Annotated in this window: 13 protein-coding genes and 3 pseudogenes; 9 read left to right on the forward strand and 7 right to left on the reverse strand. The window is 63.0% G+C overall.

The annotated features are described in order from the left end of the window. The first annotated feature begins 171 nt into the window (after positions 1 to 171). The 3 genes and pseudogenes from NP825_RS19200 to NP825_RS19205 all read left to right on the forward strand — a co-directional run. Positions 172 to 1,509, forward strand: coding sequence for a site-specific integrase (locus tag NP825_RS19200; protein ID WP_257546640.1), 1,338 nt, complete (start codon positions 172 to 174; stop codon positions 1,507 to 1,509). A 306-nt stretch (positions 1,510 to 1,815) separates the two neighbouring features. After that, positions 1,816 to 2,025: pseudogene (locus NP825_RS23675) on the forward strand (glutathione S-transferase N-terminal domain-containing protein); the annotation flags it as partial. A gap of 26 nt (positions 2,026 to 2,051) precedes the next feature. Beyond that, a pseudogene (locus tag NP825_RS19205) lies at positions 2,052 to 2,237 on the forward strand (Fe-Mn family superoxide dismutase); the annotation flags it as partial. 6 nt (positions 2,238 to 2,243) lie between these two features. Here NP825_RS19205 and NP825_RS19210 read toward each other — a convergent pair. Beyond that, positions 2,244 to 3,083, reverse strand: a complete 840-nt coding sequence (locus tag NP825_RS19210) for a LysR family substrate-binding domain-containing protein (RefSeq protein ID WP_257546643.1) — start codon at positions 3,081 to 3,083, stop codon at positions 2,244 to 2,246. A 57-nt stretch (positions 3,084 to 3,140) separates the two neighbouring features. Here NP825_RS19210 and NP825_RS19215 point away from each other — a divergent pair. After that, a pseudogene (locus NP825_RS19215) lies at positions 3,141 to 3,884 on the forward strand (MFS transporter); the annotation flags it as partial. A gap of 263 nt (positions 3,885 to 4,147) precedes the next feature. Here NP825_RS19215 and NP825_RS19220 read toward each other — a convergent pair. From NP825_RS19220 to NP825_RS19245, 6 genes are all read right to left on the reverse strand, one after another. Then, positions 4,148 to 4,639 (reverse strand): Lrp/AsnC family transcriptional regulator, encoded by a 492-nt coding sequence (locus tag NP825_RS19220; RefSeq protein WP_257546645.1) that lies wholly within the window; start codon positions 4,637 to 4,639, stop codon positions 4,148 to 4,150. Positions 4,640 to 4,719: 80 nt separating this feature from the next. Beyond that, a protein-coding gene (locus NP825_RS19225; protein WP_257546647.1) for an IS3 family transposase occupies positions 4,720 to 6,083 on the reverse strand; the annotation gives its coding sequence in 2 pieces (ribosomal slippage) (positions 4,720 to 5,733 and positions 5,736 to 6,083; 1,362 coding nt in all). Positions 6,084 to 6,135: 52 nt separating this feature from the next. After that, the gene (locus tag NP825_RS19230) at positions 6,136 to 6,501 is read right to left on the reverse strand and encodes a hypothetical protein (protein WP_257546649.1); all 366 of its coding nucleotides are present in this window, start codon (positions 6,499 to 6,501) and stop codon (positions 6,136 to 6,138) included. Positions 6,502 to 7,032: 531 nt separating this feature from the next. After that, positions 7,033 to 7,338 (reverse strand): alkylphosphonate utilization protein, encoded by a 306-nt coding sequence (locus NP825_RS19235; protein ID WP_257546651.1) that lies wholly within the window; start codon positions 7,336 to 7,338, stop codon positions 7,033 to 7,035. Positions 7,339 to 7,434: 96 nt separating this feature from the next. Continuing rightward, complete coding sequence (locus NP825_RS19240; protein WP_257546654.1) at positions 7,435 to 9,096, reverse strand: SulP family inorganic anion transporter; 1,662 nt, start codon at positions 9,094 to 9,096, stop codon at positions 7,435 to 7,437. Further along, positions 9,093 to 9,413: a helix-turn-helix domain-containing protein gene (locus NP825_RS19245; RefSeq protein WP_257546656.1), complete on the reverse strand. Its 321-nt coding sequence runs from the start codon at positions 9,411 to 9,413 to the stop codon at positions 9,093 to 9,095. The genes NP825_RS19240 and NP825_RS19245 overlap by 4 nt, the downstream gene beginning before the upstream one ends. Positions 9,414 to 9,484: 71 nt before the next feature. Between NP825_RS19245 and NP825_RS19250 the strand changes: the two genes are divergently transcribed. From NP825_RS19250 to NP825_RS19270, 5 genes are all read left to right on the forward strand, one after another. Next, a complete protein-coding gene (locus NP825_RS19250; protein ID WP_306999039.1) occupies positions 9,485 to 9,988 on the forward strand; it encodes a DUF983 domain-containing protein in 504 nt (167 codons plus the stop codon). A gap of 63 nt (positions 9,989 to 10,051) precedes the next feature. After that, positions 10,052 to 11,683 carry a Na+/H+ antiporter gene (locus NP825_RS19255; RefSeq protein ID WP_257551553.1) on the forward strand — a complete coding sequence of 544 codons (1,632 nt, stop codon included), beginning with the start codon at positions 10,052 to 10,054 and terminating at the stop codon, positions 11,681 to 11,683. Positions 11,684 to 11,806: 123 nt separating this feature from the next. Continuing rightward, entirely contained in the window at positions 11,807 to 12,388 is a 582-nt protein-coding gene (locus NP825_RS19260; protein WP_058457382.1) for an ANTAR domain-containing response regulator, read from the forward strand. Then, positions 12,385 to 13,596, forward strand: coding sequence for a CmpA/NrtA family ABC transporter substrate-binding protein (locus NP825_RS19265; RefSeq protein ID WP_257546664.1), 1,212 nt, complete (start codon positions 12,385 to 12,387; stop codon positions 13,594 to 13,596). The genes NP825_RS19260 and NP825_RS19265 overlap by 4 nt, the downstream gene beginning before the upstream one ends. 249 nt (positions 13,597 to 13,845) lie before the next feature. Further along, a complete protein-coding gene (locus tag NP825_RS19270) occupies positions 13,846 to 15,078 on the forward strand; it encodes a NarK/NasA family nitrate transporter (RefSeq protein ID WP_257546666.1) in 1,233 nt (410 codons plus the stop codon). Position 15,079: the final 1 nt, after the last annotated feature.

Consider the following 15,079-nt stretch of genomic DNA (forward strand, 5'->3'; position numbering starts at 1 on the left):
CTTCGTTACGCCAGAGAACACTGTAGCAAGTTTTTCTTACCTAAGTCACTACCCTGCTGTCATTTTCTTGCTTTGGCCGTTTTCGCTGACGTAACCTTGATTACGCCCCGATTTTCTCCCGCGTGCTTACGTGGTGCTTACGCGAAATGAGGGTCAACATGGAGATGGCCTGTGGCCAAACTGACCAAGCGCGTTGTCGAAACCGCCATAGCAGAATCGAAAGACTATGTCCTCTGGGACGATGAACTTCCTGGCTTCGGGCTTCGGATTTTCCCGACCGGAAAGCGAAGCTATCTGATCCAGTACCGAGCCGACGGCCGTTCGCGCCGTTATACCATCGGCCTGCATGGAATATGGACGCCGGAGACGGCCCGGCGCGAGGCCAAGGCCCAGCTCGGCCGCGTGGCTCAAGGTGATGATCCAGCGGAAGAGAGGGCCGAACTCAATAAGGCCATGTCGATGAAGGAGCTCTGCGAGCTCTACATGGACGATCTCAGGAACGGCCTCATCCTTGGCAAAGGTGGTCGCCCCAAGAAGCAATCCACCGTCGATATCGATCTCGGGCGTATCGAACGACACGTCATTCCCTTGCTTGGATCTCGGCGGGTTAAGGACCTTACCAAGGCGATCCTCACTAAGGTCATGCGCGATATCATGGCAGGAAAGACAAGGGCGTTCATCAAGACGAACAAGCTCCGCGGTCGCGCTAATGTGCGAGGCGGCCCCGGTACGGCGGCACGCACGCTCGGCTTGATTGGTGGGATACTGACCTACGCCGTCGATCTGGGAGTCATCGACAGTAATCCCGCCCATGGCATCAAACGACCGAAGGACAACGTCCGCACGCGGCGTCTAACCGACGGCGAGTATCGAATCCTCGGCCGAATGCTCAAAGCCGCTTCCGAGAATGAGCGGTACGGCGAGACGGTCGACATCATCCGCCAGATCGCGATGACGGGTTGCCGCCGCGGGGAGATCATCAATCTGAAATGGTGCGACGTCGATATCGACGGAAGCTGCCTGCGCCTCTCAGATAGCAAGGAAGGCCGGTCGGTTCGCCCGATCGGCCTCCCCGTTGTCGAATTTCTGGAGTCGCGGGAGAGTGAGGACAATGGCACCTATGTCTTTCAGGGTCCGCGCGGCGAAGACACGGCGTTCGGCGGACTTCCCAATCAATGGAACGAGATTTTTATCGGTTCACCACTCGAAGGGATTACGCCGCACATCCTGCGCCACAGCTTCGCGAGCATCGGGAATGATCTCGGCTTTACCGAAGTCACGATAGCCGCCCTGCTGGGTCATGCGAAGGGCTCGGTCACGAGCAAATACATCCATGTTCTGGATGCTACTCTGATTGTGGCGGCCGACACGCTTGCAGGATATATCTCTGCGCTGCTCGAAGGCACCGTTTTCAAGCAACGCGCCTATGCGCTCGATCGCAAATCGCGAAAGACGGCATTGGATGAATTCCTGTCGCGTCAGCAGGCACCCAAGAAAATTGCGGCCTAGCGCATGCGCGCTCGAGGAAGCGGGTCCGGATGCCAATTCTGCCAGCAGTAGCGCCGGAACCAACACCCGCCACGCTTTCCGATTCTTCGCCCTCAGCTGGAGACAATATGGAGACAAGCGGTCTGCGTTTTTGGCTGTTTCGTTGTTTACCACTGATTGCAGGAATCGCAGTCTTCCGCCATTTTGAAATGCGCATCGATCGACTCTGACCGGCTGCCCTTGCCTCTTCTCAAGCGGACCGCTGCGCGGCGTGGAGCACGCTTCAATTTACTTCTATATAAATGCAAATTATAGTCGACATAGTCCGTGCGCCCCGCTCGTGCAGACAATCGAGGGAGACGATCATTGCTTGAGTTACATTATACGCCCACGCCGAACGGCCTCAAGATCGCCATCATGCTCGAAGAGCTTGATGTGGCCTATGACATCATCCCGTATGATATTTTCGGCGGCGATCATCTGAAGCCGGAGTTTCGAGCGCTCAACGCGAACCAGAAAGTGCCAGTCCTCGTTGATAGGGAGGGCGAGGCCTCGTTCCCCATACGCCAATCGCGCACGGCGCGGTGCCGCTGCTCATCGTCGATGTCTGGGAGCATGCCTATTATATCGACTATCGCAATGCCCGTCCCTCCTATCTCGACGCCATCTTCGAAAAGGCGATCAACTGGGACTTCGTGGCCACCAATCTCGACGGCCAGGGTGCAAGCCGTGCCGACCAACCCGCCTGAGGACGTTCACGGCGGAGAACTCACTGCGTCGGTTGGGGGCAGTGAGCGCACGAAGGCGATGAACTCTTGTGTGACCGCGGAGACAAAATCGCGCCGCCAGCCGATACCGAAGGACACCGACGCAAGCTGCGCCGGAAGTCCTTTGGTATCGAGCGGACGGAACGCGACGCCGCGCATGCGGAGCCGCTCGGCAGAGGCGGGCACGATCGCCACGCCCTCACCGCAAGCGACGATCCCGACGACAGCCTCGGTCGAGGGCGCCTGGTGGACGATCTGGGGCTCGAAGCGCGCAAAGCGGCAAAGCGCGTGCAGATCGGCCTGGAAATTGAAGCCCCGCCGGGCTTCGTAGGTTACGAACGGCGACCCCGCGAGGCGACGGATCGGCACCGGCCCCGACGCGGCGAGCAAATGATGCTCTGCCGGAAGCGCGACGGACAGAGGTTCCTGATAGACTGGTCCGGTCTCCACCAGTTCATCGAGCACCGGCAGCCGAATGAGACCGATGTCGATCCGGGATTCGCGAAGCGCCTCGATCTGTTCGAGAACCGACATTGCGCGAAACGATAGCTCCACGTCGGGAGCCACCGCCTTGAAGCCCCGGATCAGCGCCGGCCAGAAGGAATAGACGGTCGACCCGCCAAATCCAAGCGTGAGCGTGCCGCGAAGACCGTGCGCAACCTTCTGCGTCCGCTCCCGGGCTTCCAGAAGCAATGCCGCGATGCGCGACGCGTCCTTTGCAAGACTGGCACCTGTCCTTCTCGAAAGCATGGTCTTCGCCAACAGCGCGAAGATCGCGCGCCGCCGCTTCATCCAGCCGCGGATCGAGGCCGAGATCGCTTTCGTCATGAAGGCGCCCCTCGTTGGTGCGGTGAGCCTGCGCGCTTCCCACCCGAGCAGCTATACCGCGCGATTATTTCGGGACTTCGTTATCTCGGCAATTCGCCTGCGCTGCGCATCGTGCTGTTGCGCGCGCTCGTCATGGGGGTTCTGGGATCGATCCTGTCCTCGATGATGCCGCTGATCGCGCGCGACCAGCTCGGCGGAGATGCCCGGATATATGGCCTGCTGCTCGGAGCCTATGGTGTCGGAGCGGTCGCCGGCGCGATGAACATCGCGCGCTTCCGGCGCATCACCGGGGACGAGACCATTGTCGCAGCGAGTTCGGCCGCGATGGGCCTCGCCGCGATCGGCATTGCTTTCGCGCCTTCGCTGTGGGCCGCACTGCCGCTCCTCTTCCTCGCCGGCGGCGGCCTCATGATCGTGATGACAATCCTCAATGTCGCGATCCAGGTGATGGCGCCGCGCTGGGTCGGCGGCCGCACGCTCGCAGCGTTTCAGGCCGCCACCGCGGGCGGCATCGCCGCCGGAAGCTGGATGTGGGGAACGATCGCGGCGACCTCGGGTCTCGCCACCGCGATCCTCGCGGCGGGCGGTCTTCTTGTCGCCTCCGCGCTCATAGGCCTCCGGCTGCGCCTCCCCCGCACCCATGACATGCAGTCCCAGGCCGGCCAGCCCGCGGCGGATCCCGAAGTGGTGCTCGGGCTCATGCCCTTCAGCACGGCGACCGTCGTCGTGGCCGTGACATTTGTCGCCTTGCTTAGATCTTTTTGGGTGACATTGTCTTTCTGCTCCAAGGCCCGCAGATAATACCACCAGCTGACCTTCACCTCATGGTCCGCAAGCTTGGACTCAAGATATCGCGAAAAGCCCAGATGCATGCGGCGGACCTGAAAGGCGACGCTTTCCTCTGGAGACGGTGTGGCTTTGTTCAATGGTTCGGCCTTTGCTTTCATCCTGTTCGGCGGCTCGTCCGACCGCGGCCGCTCTTCGAAGGCACAGCCGCTTCGCGCGCTGGGCACGCATGCAGCGTGCATCGGAATAATATCTATATAAAACTAAATGGGGTCGGTCTAGCTCGCTGCACCGCGATCGGCGACCCTGTCTCCGATTGGCAGCGCCGTCTTGTAGATGACCGGGCGGAGTGCGAAACTCGTGGTGAGCTGCGATACGCCTGGAATCTTGGTGAGCTTGCGCCGGAGAAATTCCTCGAAGGCATGCAGATCCTTCACGATGACCCGAAGCTGATAATCGGCGTCGCCGGTCATGAGATAGCACTCCATGACCTCGGGAAAGGCGGCGACGGCCTCCTCGAAGATGGACAGCCTGAGATCGTCCTGCTGGTCGAGCCGCACGCGGACAAAGGCGGTAACGCCGAGATTGACGCGCGTCGGCTCGATCAGCGCGACATATCGCGTGATGACGCCGTCGGCCTCCAGTTGCTTGACGCGGCGCAGGCAAGGGCTTGGCGACAGGCCAATCCGGTCGGACAGCTGTTGGTTGGTCATGCGGCCGTCATTTTGCAACTCGGCCAGAATGCGCGAATCCATTTGATCGAGGGGCATAGTTGGTGTCCGTCGTCAGAACATTTGGCGCAACTCGTGGCGTAAATTAGCGGAGAGCGGGCCTCGTCTTGGGATTGATATTAGGCGGCGAGCTTTCGGTGCTGCAAGCGCCGATATTCGATAGTCTGTCGTTTGATCCTTTCGCGCTGTTTGATGATGGCGGGTGCCCTGCCGAAGTAGGCGTCAGCAGGCGTCACGTTGCCGAGGCTCTCGTGGTATCGGCGGTGATTATAATGGTCGATGAAGGCCTCGATCTGGGCTTCAAGTTCGCCAGGCAGGAAGTAGTTTTCGAGCAGGATGCGGTTTTTGAGGGTCTGGTGCCAGCGCTCGATCTTGCCCTGGGTCTGCGGATGCATCGGGGCACCGCGGACATGGGTCATCTTGTTGGCCTCGATATATTCGGCCAGTTCCCCAGCGATGTAGCTCGGGCCGTTGTCGCTGAGCAGTCGGGGTTTGTGCAGCACCGTGGCGCTGTCACATCCGGAAGCCGCCAGGGCGAGGTCCAGCGTGTCGGTGACGTCCTCGGCCCGCATGGTGGTGCACAGCTTCCAGGCAATGATGTAGCGTGAGAAGTCGTCGAGCACGGTTGACAGGTACAGCCAGCCCCACCCGATGATCTTGAAGTAGGTAAAATCGGTCTGCCACATCTCGTTCGGTCGGGTGGTCTTGGTGTGGAACGCATCGGCGGCCTTGACCACGACATAGGCCGGACTGGTGATCAGATCATGGGCCTTGAGCAGGCGGTAAACCGTGGCTTCCGACACGAAGTAGCGCCTCTCGTCGGTGAACCGCACCGCCAGTTCGCGAGGGGATAGCTCGGTCGTCTCCAGCGCCATCTCGACGATCTGGTCCCGGATATCGTTGCCGATGCGATTCCACACCCGGCTCGGCGCCGATGGCCGATCCTCCAGCGCCTCCGGCCCGCCTTCGAGGTAGCGGTCATACCATCGATAGAAGGTCCGGCGGGGGATGCCGAGCTGGTCCAGCGTCCGCTTGGCGGGCAGATGCGACTGCTCGACGATCCTGATGATCTCGAGCTTCTCAGATGCGGGATACCTCATTCTTCGTCGCCCCCATCCGCGATCATGCTTTTTTTGAGCAGACGGTTTTCCAGCGTCAGGTCGGCCACGCATTCCTTCAGGGCACGGGCTTCGCGGCGCAGGTCGTGCACCTCGCCGGTGGTCGCAGCTCGGGCGGTATCGCCGGCCAGACGACGCTTGCCCGCTTCCATGAACTCCTTCGACCAGGTGTAATACAGGCTCTGGGCGATGCCTTCCTTGCGGCACAGCTCGGCGATGCTGTCTTCGCCGCGCAGCCCCTCCAGCACGATCCTGATTTTGTCCTCTGCAGAGAAGTGCCGGCGCGTCGCACGCCGTATGTCCTTCACCACCCGCTCAGCTGGGGCCTTCGGCGCCGATTTTTTCAAGGAGGATTTGGGCTTCATCTTCGTTCCTTCGTCACTACGACGAAGCCCAAATCCTCCTTAAATCACAACCTCAAATATGCGCCATTGGTGCTGACGGCGGACACATGTCCGGATCGTCGATACTCATCGCGCTTTGCACGAAAGCCCAGTTTGCGAGGAGGCTCCGTATATTGCCCAGCTCGAAGACGAGCGGGGCGGCCAGGTCCCCCGGCTCCATCGGAGACGCGTGGTGATGTTCGGTCCCATATCGTTCGAAATAACGCTGTTCGCGGTCGATATCGTCGAGATGGTCGAGAAAGCGATCAAGCTCCGTTTCCGCTCGATCGATGCTCCGGCAATCCGCCCCTGTTTCGAGTTCGCAAGCGATTTCGCTCTCGACCTCGAAATCTCCTGCGGACCTATCTGTCATGGTCGCGGCGCTCGTTCTGCCGATCATGCGATCGTCCTCCCGCAATGGTGACGCCGATAAACAGGGCGAGAAGCAAGACGGAGACGAGAATGATCAGGAATATCGTCATGCGCACCTCCCGCAAGAACGTGTCGATTGTCCGAAGGGCAGGCTGCCGGTCGCCTCCTAACGCCAGACAAACCCCGTCCGGGTCATGATCGCCCCGGCCGGGATCATTGGTTTAGCCGCTGCTCGAACTGCAGTGCCTTCTGGTACATCTCGCGCCATGCAACGGCCGCACGAAGGGCCCGGTCCCGTACGTTGGGAAGCGACGCCTCCTTCGCTTCCGCCTGACACGCCTGCATGCGAGCCAGATAGAAGCGGCTGTTCCGTGAGGTTGGTTTGGGGCTTTGGGGAATCATGTCGCAAGTTCCGTTTCTCGGGATTGTGATGGAACGTCATCGCGAGGCCCGGTCGATCCCGCCCCGGCAAGGCCGCGGAACTTTGCGGCTCCACCGGTCGGCCCGGCGACGAGCCACGCGCTGCCGCCGCCGCGACAAGGCTTCGCAAGCGGAAAGCCTAGCGCTTGCGTACGAACTCGGCGCGCAGGACGAGGCCCTTGATGCTGTCGTGACGGCAATCGATCTCCTGCGGATCGCCCGTCAGGCGGATCGACTTGATGACCGTCCCCACCTTCAGCGTCTTGCTGGCCCCCTTGACCTCGAGATCCTTGATCAGTGCAACGCTGTCGCCATCCTGGAGCAGGTTCCCGACCGCGTCGCGAACCTCGACCTGCGAGGCTGCGGCCTTGCGTTCCGCAAGTTCCGACGCCGGCATCCACTCGCCGCTTTCCTCGTCATAGACATAGTCGTCGTTGTCACTCATTTCATTCTCCAGACTTGGTCAGAATTCGGCTTTCCCGGCGGCCGACCGATCGAAAAACGGCGCGTGCGAATAGCCTGCCGCTCACAGGGGTCGCCGTCATTTCGCCTCCGCCAGATCGACCGCGAGCGCCTGCGCGTCCGCATAATCGGCCGCATAGGCGATGCGACCCGCCGCTTCGCCGAGGCCGATCCGCCCGAGCATCGCCCGCGGCTGGGGCTGCACGCCCGAGACAATCACCCGCGCGCCCGCCAGCCGGGCCTGTTCGACAAATTCTTGGAGCGCCTGCGCTCCGCTCGCATCGAGGAGCGGCACGAGCCGCATCCGCAAGATGATGACGCGCGGCGACTGCCCGACGCGGCGCAGCGTGTCGAGCAGCTCGCCCGCGACGCCGAAAAAGAAGGGACCGGCAATCCGGAACACCTCGACCCCGGGCGGCAGATCGTCGCGCTGGTCGAGGTCTTCGGCATCGAGTTCAGCGTCGCGGCGGCCGCTCCGGTCGACCTCGACCGCTTCGGCCATGCGCGCCATGAACAGCAGCGACGCGAGCGTGACCCCGACTGCGATCGCCACCGTCAGGTCAACGAGCACCGTCAGTCCGAAGGTGATGAGCAGCACCGCCCGGTCGCTGTTCGGCATCCGCAGCAGTGCGAGGAAGCGCTGATACTCGCTCATGCCCCAGGCGACCATGAACAGGATCGCGGCGAGCGCAGCCATCGGCACATAGGCCATCAGGTCGGTGCCGAAGAGGATGAAGACGAGCAGGAAAGCCGCATGCATCATGCCCGCGACCGGCGTCTTCGCACCCGATCGGATATTGGTCGCTGTGCGCGCGATCGCTCCGGTGGCCGGGAGGCCGCCGAACAGAGCCGAGCCGAGATTGGCAACGCCCTGCCCGATCAGCTCCTGGTTCGAGCGATGCCGCGTCCCGACCATCCCGTCGGCGACGACCGCCGAGAGCAGCGCCTCGATCCCGGCGAGGAAGGCGATGGTGAAGGCCGACGGCAGGACGGCATTGATCTTCGCGAGCGATATCTCGGGAAACGACGGGACCGGAAGGCCGGCTGGAATGTCGGGAAAGCGCGAACCAATCGTGTCGACCGGCAGGTTCAAAAGCGCCACCGCGAGGGAACTTGCCACCACCGCGATCAGGAAACCCGGCAAGCGCGGCGCGAATTTGCGAAACGTGATGATGATTGCCAGCGCACCCGCACCAACGCCGATCGCAGCCCAGTTCGCGCTGGGCAGCGCGCCGAGATAGGCCTGCCATTTGGGAAGGAAATCGGCGGGAACCGTATCGATCGAAAGGCCGAGGAAATCCTTGACCTGGCTCGAGGCGATGATCACCGCAATCCCCGCCGTAAAGCCGGTCACCACCGGATGCGGAATATATTTGATGATCTGACCGAAGCGAAGCAACCCCGCCGCAACGAGGATGAGCCCGGCGAGCAAGGTCGCGATCAGGAGGCCGTCATAGCCATGGCTCGCGATGACGTTGAAGATCACGACGACGAAGGCGCCGGTCGGACCGCCCACCTGCACGCGCGATCCGCCCAGCGCCGAGATCAGGAAGCCCGCGACGACCGCGGTGATCAGCCCCTTGTCGGGCGAGGCGCCGCTCGCGATGCCGAGCGCCATCGCGAGCGGCAGCGCAACGATGGCAACCGTCAGCCCCGCGATCGCATCGGCCCGAAATGTGGCGACGGAATAACCCTCGCGAAAGACCGTAAAGAGCTTCGGCGTATAGGCCTCGGTCTTCACCGAATTTCGGGCCGGCTCGGAAATTTGGCGGACAGAAGCGCACGACCGGGCGCCTTGGGATCGGTGTCGGCCACGTCACGGACGCGCACCCCCCGCCCGGTCCCGACGCTCGATGAATATTCGCCGAGCAGTTCGATGCCGGCACCTTCGAGCGCGCCAATCACCTTGACCAGCGTATCGACGACGCCGCGGACCTGGCCATTGGACGCCTCCATGCGCTGGATCGTCGGCAGCGAAAGACCGGCAAGCTCGGCCAGTTCGCGCTGGTCGATCCCGAGGAGCGCGCGCGCCGCGCGCATCTGCTGCGAAGTGATCATATCAGCCCCTTGATGTTTCATACATCATTTACCAGTCTTAACACCATCATCTTATGCTGTATATATCGATGATGCAATATCATCAGTCAGATCGCCGAGAATGGAAAGTCGATACGGGAAAGCCTTCACCCCTCCGCGATGGCGCGGGCGACCTGCATGCGATACCGGCCAATGCCGTGCTACCGGGATCGGGATGGGGCGCGATCTATCGCGGCGTTCGTGGACGCTGCCCTCGCTGCGGCGATGCGAAGCTGTTTCGCGCCTTCCTCAAGCCCGTGGACCATTGTTCCGCATGCAGGCAGGACTGGACGCATCAGCAGGCCGACGACTTTCCCGCCTATGTATCGATTTTCCTGACCGGACATATCATGGCGCCGGTGATCATCGCCCTTGTCCAGAACACGAAGCTGTCCCTGCCCGCCCTCGCCGCGATTATCGTGTCACTCATGCTAGGCTTGATGATCCTGTTTCTCCAGCCCGCCAAGGGCGGCATCATCACGCTGCAATGGTGGTTCGGCATGCACGGGTTCATGAAGGAACGGCGCCCGCCGGAGATATCCGATCGCGAAGGGTGAGGCTTGCCCGGAGCGGCAACCGCCCTCTAGATGAGCGGCAATCCCGTCCAAAGGAACGAATAGCTGGATACGGTATCGATCATCCTCTTCCTGTTGCTCGCCGTCGTCGTGAGCGGCGCGATATCGCGCATGCTGCCGGTGTCGCTGCCGACGCCGCTGGTGCAGATCCTGCTTGGCGCGGGGATCGGCCTGTCGACCTCCTACCGCGTCGAGCTCGATCCCGAGTTGTTCCTGCTGCTTTTCCTGCCGCCGCTGCTGTTCCTCGACGGCTGGCGCATTCCCAAGGACGAGCTGCTGAAGGATCTCTCGACCGTCGTCGAGCTTGCCCTCGGTCTCGTCCTCATGACCGTCATCGGCATGGGCCTGCTCATTCACTGGATGATCCCCGCGATGCCGATGGCGGTCGCCTTCGCGCTCGCCGCCGTCGTGTCGCCGACCGATCCGATCGCGGTGTCCGCCATCGCCGCGCGCGTGCCGATCCCCAAGCGGATGATGCATATTTTGGAGGGGGAGTCGCTCCTGAACGATGCCTCGGGCCTCGTTTGCCTGCGCTTCGCGATCGCCGCGGCGCTGACCGGCACCTTCTCCGCCGGCGCGGCGGCGCTCAACTTCCTGTGGGTCGCAGGGGCCGGTTTGGCGATCGGCTTTGCGGTGACGCTGTCGGTCACGTGCGCCAAGGCGTGGGTGACGAAGCGCTGGGGCGAGGATACCGGCTCGCAAATCCTCGTCAGCCTGCTGATCCCGTTCGGTTCGTACCTGCTCGCCGAGCATGTCCATGCCTCGGGCATTCTTGCCGCGGTGAGTGCCGGCGTGACCATGACCTTCGCCGAAATATCGCGGCAGGCGATGGCGGTCACCCGGATGCGGCGCAATTCGGTGTGGGACACGATCCAGTTCGCGCTCAACGGCATCATCTTCGTGCTGCTCGGCGAGCAACTGCCCGCCATCCTCGCCGGCGCGAAAGAAACGGTCGCGCTCACCGGTCATGGCGCTCCCTGGTGGCTTGCCGTCTATATCGTCGCGATCGTCGCAGGCCTCGCGGCGCTTCGCTTCCTTTGGGTGTGGATATCGTTCAGGCTCACGATCCTTCGCAAGCGCGACAAGAATATCGAATTCCAGAGCCCCAACTGGCGACTGGTCGCCGCGATGTCGTTTGCCGGCGTGCGCGGGGCGATCACGCTTGCGGGCGTCCTGACACTGCCGCTGGCCCTTGACGACGGCACCCCCTTCCCGGCGCGCGATCTTGCGATCTTCCTGGCTGCGGGCGTCATCATCGTCTCGCTGGTCCTTGCCACCGTCGCATTGCCCCTTTTGCTCAGGGGGCTGGTCATGCCGCCGGATCAGTCGAAGCAGGAAGAGGAGGATGCGGCGCGCATCGCCACGGCGGAGGCCGCGATCCATGCGATCGAACAACGACAGCATACGCTGGCAGAGCAGCACGGCGAAGCCGATCTCTATGTGGCTGCCGGCGCGCGCGTCATGGATTTTTACCGCGAGCGCATCGAAAGCCGGACCAACGGCCTTTCCGACGCCCGCAAGGCGGAAGAACAGCTTGTGCGCGAGTTCCAGCTTGTCGGTATCAAGGCCGAACGCGAGGCGCTCCTCGGTCTCGGCCGTTCACGTGCCATCGGCAGCGGTGTTGCACAGAAACTGAGCCGCGAACTCGATTTATCTGAGGCACGCTATCGCGGCTGATGGCCGACTGGAGACTGTCCGCTGTGGTAGCCTATTTCGCTAAGCGGACACTTGACGCGCGGATTATGTCGCCACCAACAAAGTCTCTGGCAGATTTGTGCGCTGCAGCGTAAAGGCGCGACCATGAGGATCGCGATCATCGACACCAGCGCAGGGCGTGCGGCCGTCATATCCGACGGTTTGCGCGAAGCTGGCCTCGACGACCTCGTACTGGTGGATACTTCCAAACCACTTGTTGCGCAGATCGAAGCGGCCGCCCCCGAAGTTGTCCTAATCAACCTCGAAAACCCCAGCCGCGACCTGCTCGAGGACTTCTTCGCCATGTCGCGCGCCCTCGCGCGCCCGATCGCGATGTTCGTCGATCAAAGCGACGCCGAGGCGACCGGCGCGGCGATCGATGCTGGCGTATCTGCATACGTCGTCGACGGATTGTCCAAGCAGCGCATCAAGCCGGTCGTCGACCTCGCCATCCGGCGCTTCCAGGCTTTTTCGCGCCTCCAGCGCGAACTCGACGACGCCAAGAACGCGCTTGCCGAACGCGCCGTCATCGACAAGGCGAAGGCAATATTGATGAAGCGCCGCCAGATCGATGAGCCGGAGGCTTATGCCCTGCTCCGCGGACAGGCGATGCGCACCAACCGCCGGATTTCGGAAATTGCCGAAGCGATCGTGACGAGCGAAGCGCTGATGGGAGACATGGAATGACCGGCGAGCGCTTCCGTATCGGCTTTCTTCCGCTCGTCGACGCGGCGCTTCCGGTTCTCGCACACGAACTCGGCTTCGCTGCTGCCGAAGGCCTCACCATCGACCTCATCCGCGACATGACTTGGGCGACCGTGCGTGACCGCCTGCTCTACGGCCATACCGACGCAGCCCACATGATCGCGCCGCTAGCCATCGCAACGACGCTCGGGAAGGATCGCCCCGCCGTACCGCTCGCGGTGCCCTTCGTCCTCGGCCTCAACGGCAACGCCGTGACATTTTCGACCCGGTTGGCAGCGGAGACGGGTTTGACCGGCGAGCTGGGCGACCCGACCCGGATCGGCACGGCGTTGAAGAAAGCAGCAGATGCAAGGGTCGCAGCGGGCAAACCGCTGCGCTTCGGCGTCGTGCACCGCTATTCGAGCCACAACTACATGTTGCGTTACTGGCTCGCGGGCGTCGGCATTCGTCCCGATCAGGATATCGAGATCGTCGTCACCAGCCCGCCATTCGCCGCCGACGCGCTCGCCGCGGGCGAGGTCGACGGTATATGTGTCGGCGAGCCGTGGAACTCGATTGCGGTTGACCGCGGCGTCGGCCACATCGCGCTCGCGACGGCCCAAATCTGGCGCCGCGGCGTCGAGAAGGTACTGGCGATGCGCGAGACGGTTCTCGACGAACGTCGCGGGGAAGTAGAAGCCTTGGTGCGCGCGCTGCACGCGGCGGCGGCACATTTCATCGAACCCGACGCAGCCGCGGAAAGCGCCGATATATTGGCGCGGGCCGAATATCTCGACGCGCCGCGCGATGCCGTGCTGCGTGCGATCACCGACCGCATCCGGCTCATACCCGGTGGTGATCCGGTCCACTATCCCGATTTCATGTTCCAGTACCGCGAGGCCGCAAACTTCCCGTGGCGTAGCCAAGCCGCGTGGCTTTATTCGCAGATGGTGCGCTGGGACTATATGGCGTTCAGCGGCGGCGAGGCGGCAGCAGCCAGCAACGTCTTCCGTCCCGACGTTTACCGCGCCGCGCTTGCCGGCTCCGGCGCCCCCCTGCCCGGCGCCAGCTCGAAGCTCGAAGGCGGGCTCGACGAGCCCATCGGCGCGGGGTCCACGCAGGGGCGCCTGACGCTCGGCAGCGACCGCTTTTTCGACGGCCGCGCCTTCGATCCCGACGATATCGAGGCCTATCTCTCTGAACTCCCCTAGCTTTCCGATTTATGCTGCACCTGCGAAATAATCCCTTGCAGCAAACCCGCGAATCGGGCAGCTTAAGCGCACTCGGCAAGGCTGCCGGGGCAGGATAAGGCGGCGACGGTTCCAACGAGGGGATCGAACCGCAGGCGGACGGGGAGCCATTCCCCGCAATCCCAACAGGCAATGAAGCCGTCAGGATGCGCCCGCATGGCCGCCGTCCTGGCGGCTTTTTTATTGCCCGTCACACGAAGGGGACGGACGATGACGACTGCAACCACGGGGGCCACGGCGCCCAAATCGAGCTTCTGGGCGAGCGGGCACTGGCCGACGTTGATCGCCGCCTTTCTCTATTTCGATCTCGCCTTCATGGTCTGGGTCATCCTTGGCCCGCTCGCCCCCTCGATTTCGGAGGATCTTGGTCTGAGCCCCGCGCAAAAGGGGCTGATGGTCGCGGTCCCGACGCTCGCCGGCGCGGTACTGCGCGTCGTCAACGGACTGCTCGTCGATCGCATCGGGCCAAAGCGCTCGGGCGCGATCAGCCAGATCATCGTCATCGCCGGGCTGTTCGCCGCCTGGTTCTTCGGCGTCCACAGTTTCGCGGGCACGCTCGCGCTCGGCGTGATCCTCGGCTTCGCGGGCGCCAGCTTCGCGATCGCGCTGCCGCTCGCGAGCCGCTGGTATCCGCCCGAGCATCAGGGCAAGGCGATGGGCCTTGCCGGCATGGGCAATTCGGGCACGGTGCTCGCCGCACTCTTCGCCCCCGGCCTCGCCAAGCTGTTCGGCTGGAACGCCGTGCTCGGCCTCGCCTGCATCCCGCTGACGATCGTCTTCTTCATCTATCTCGCGATGGCGAAGGACGCCCCGAACGCCCCCGCGCCGAAAAAGCTGGTCGACTATTTCCAGCCGCTCAAGACCGCCGACGCCTGGTGGCTGATGGGCTTCTACTCGGTAACCTTCGGCGGTTTCGTCGGGCTTGCCGCCTCGCTCCCGATCTATTTCACCGACCAGTTCCACCTCACCCCCGTCATCGCGGGCTATTGCACCGCGGCGTGCGTCTTCGCCGGATCGCTGGTGCGGCCGATGGGCGGTGCGCTCGCGGACAGGGTCGGCGGCGTCAAGGCGCTGATGGCGGTGTTCGTCGTCGCGGCCCTTGCTCTTGCAGGCGTACCGCAAGCCGATACGTTGCCCGCCGCGCTCGGCCTGTTCGTGATCGCGATGCTCGCGCTCGGCACCGGCAATGGATCGGTGTTCCAGCTCGTCCCGCAGCGTTTCTCGGCCGAGATCGGCGTGATGACCGGGCTCGTCGGCATGGCGGGCGGCGTCGGGGGCTTCTACCTCGCCTCCTCGCTCGGCTTTGCGAAGCAGTGGAGCGGCAGCTTTGCACCGGGCTTCTATATCTTTGCCGGGCTCGCGGTGCTGGCGCTGGTGGCGCTGATGTTCGTGAAAGGCCAGTGGCGCGCGACCTGGGGCGCAGCCGAAGGCGTGCGGATCTAAC

The organism is Sphingopyxis sp. DBS4 (genome assembly GCF_024628865.1).
In the GTDB taxonomy this organism is placed as follows: Bacteria; Pseudomonadota; Alphaproteobacteria; order Sphingomonadales; family Sphingomonadaceae; genus Sphingopyxis.

Bases quoted from the DNA above. Each gene is read 5' to 3' on its own strand.
- NP825_RS19210 (WP_257546643.1), bottom strand. From the start codon at position 3,083: ATGACGAAAGCGATCTCGGCCTCGATCCGCGGCTGGATGAAGCGGCGG.
- NP825_RS19220 (WP_257546645.1), bottom strand. From the start codon at position 4,639: ATGCCCCTCGATCAAATGGATTCGCGCATTCTGGCCGAGTTGCAAAAT.
- NP825_RS19230 (WP_257546649.1), bottom strand. From the start codon at position 6,501: ATGATCGGCAGAACGAGCGCCGCGACCATGACAGATAGGTCCGCAGGA.
- NP825_RS19235 (WP_257546651.1), bottom strand. From the start codon at position 7,338: ATGAGTGACAACGACGACTATGTCTATGACGAGGAAAGCGGCGAGTGG.
- NP825_RS19245 (WP_257546656.1), bottom strand. From the start codon at position 9,413: ATGATCACTTCGCAGCAGATGCGCGCGGCGCGCGCGCTCCTCGGGATC.
- NP825_RS19250 (WP_306999039.1), top strand. From the start codon at position 9,485: ATGCAATATCATCAGTCAGATCGCCGAGAATGGAAAGTCGATACGGGA.
- NP825_RS19260 (WP_058457382.1), top strand. From the start codon at position 11,807: ATGAGGATCGCGATCATCGACACCAGCGCAGGGCGTGCGGCCGTCATA.
- NP825_RS19265 (WP_257546664.1), top strand. From the start codon at position 12,385: ATGACCGGCGAGCGCTTCCGTATCGGCTTTCTTCCGCTCGTCGACGCG.
- NP825_RS19270 (WP_257546666.1), top strand. From the start codon at position 13,846: ATGACGACTGCAACCACGGGGGCCACGGCGCCCAAATCGAGCTTCTGG.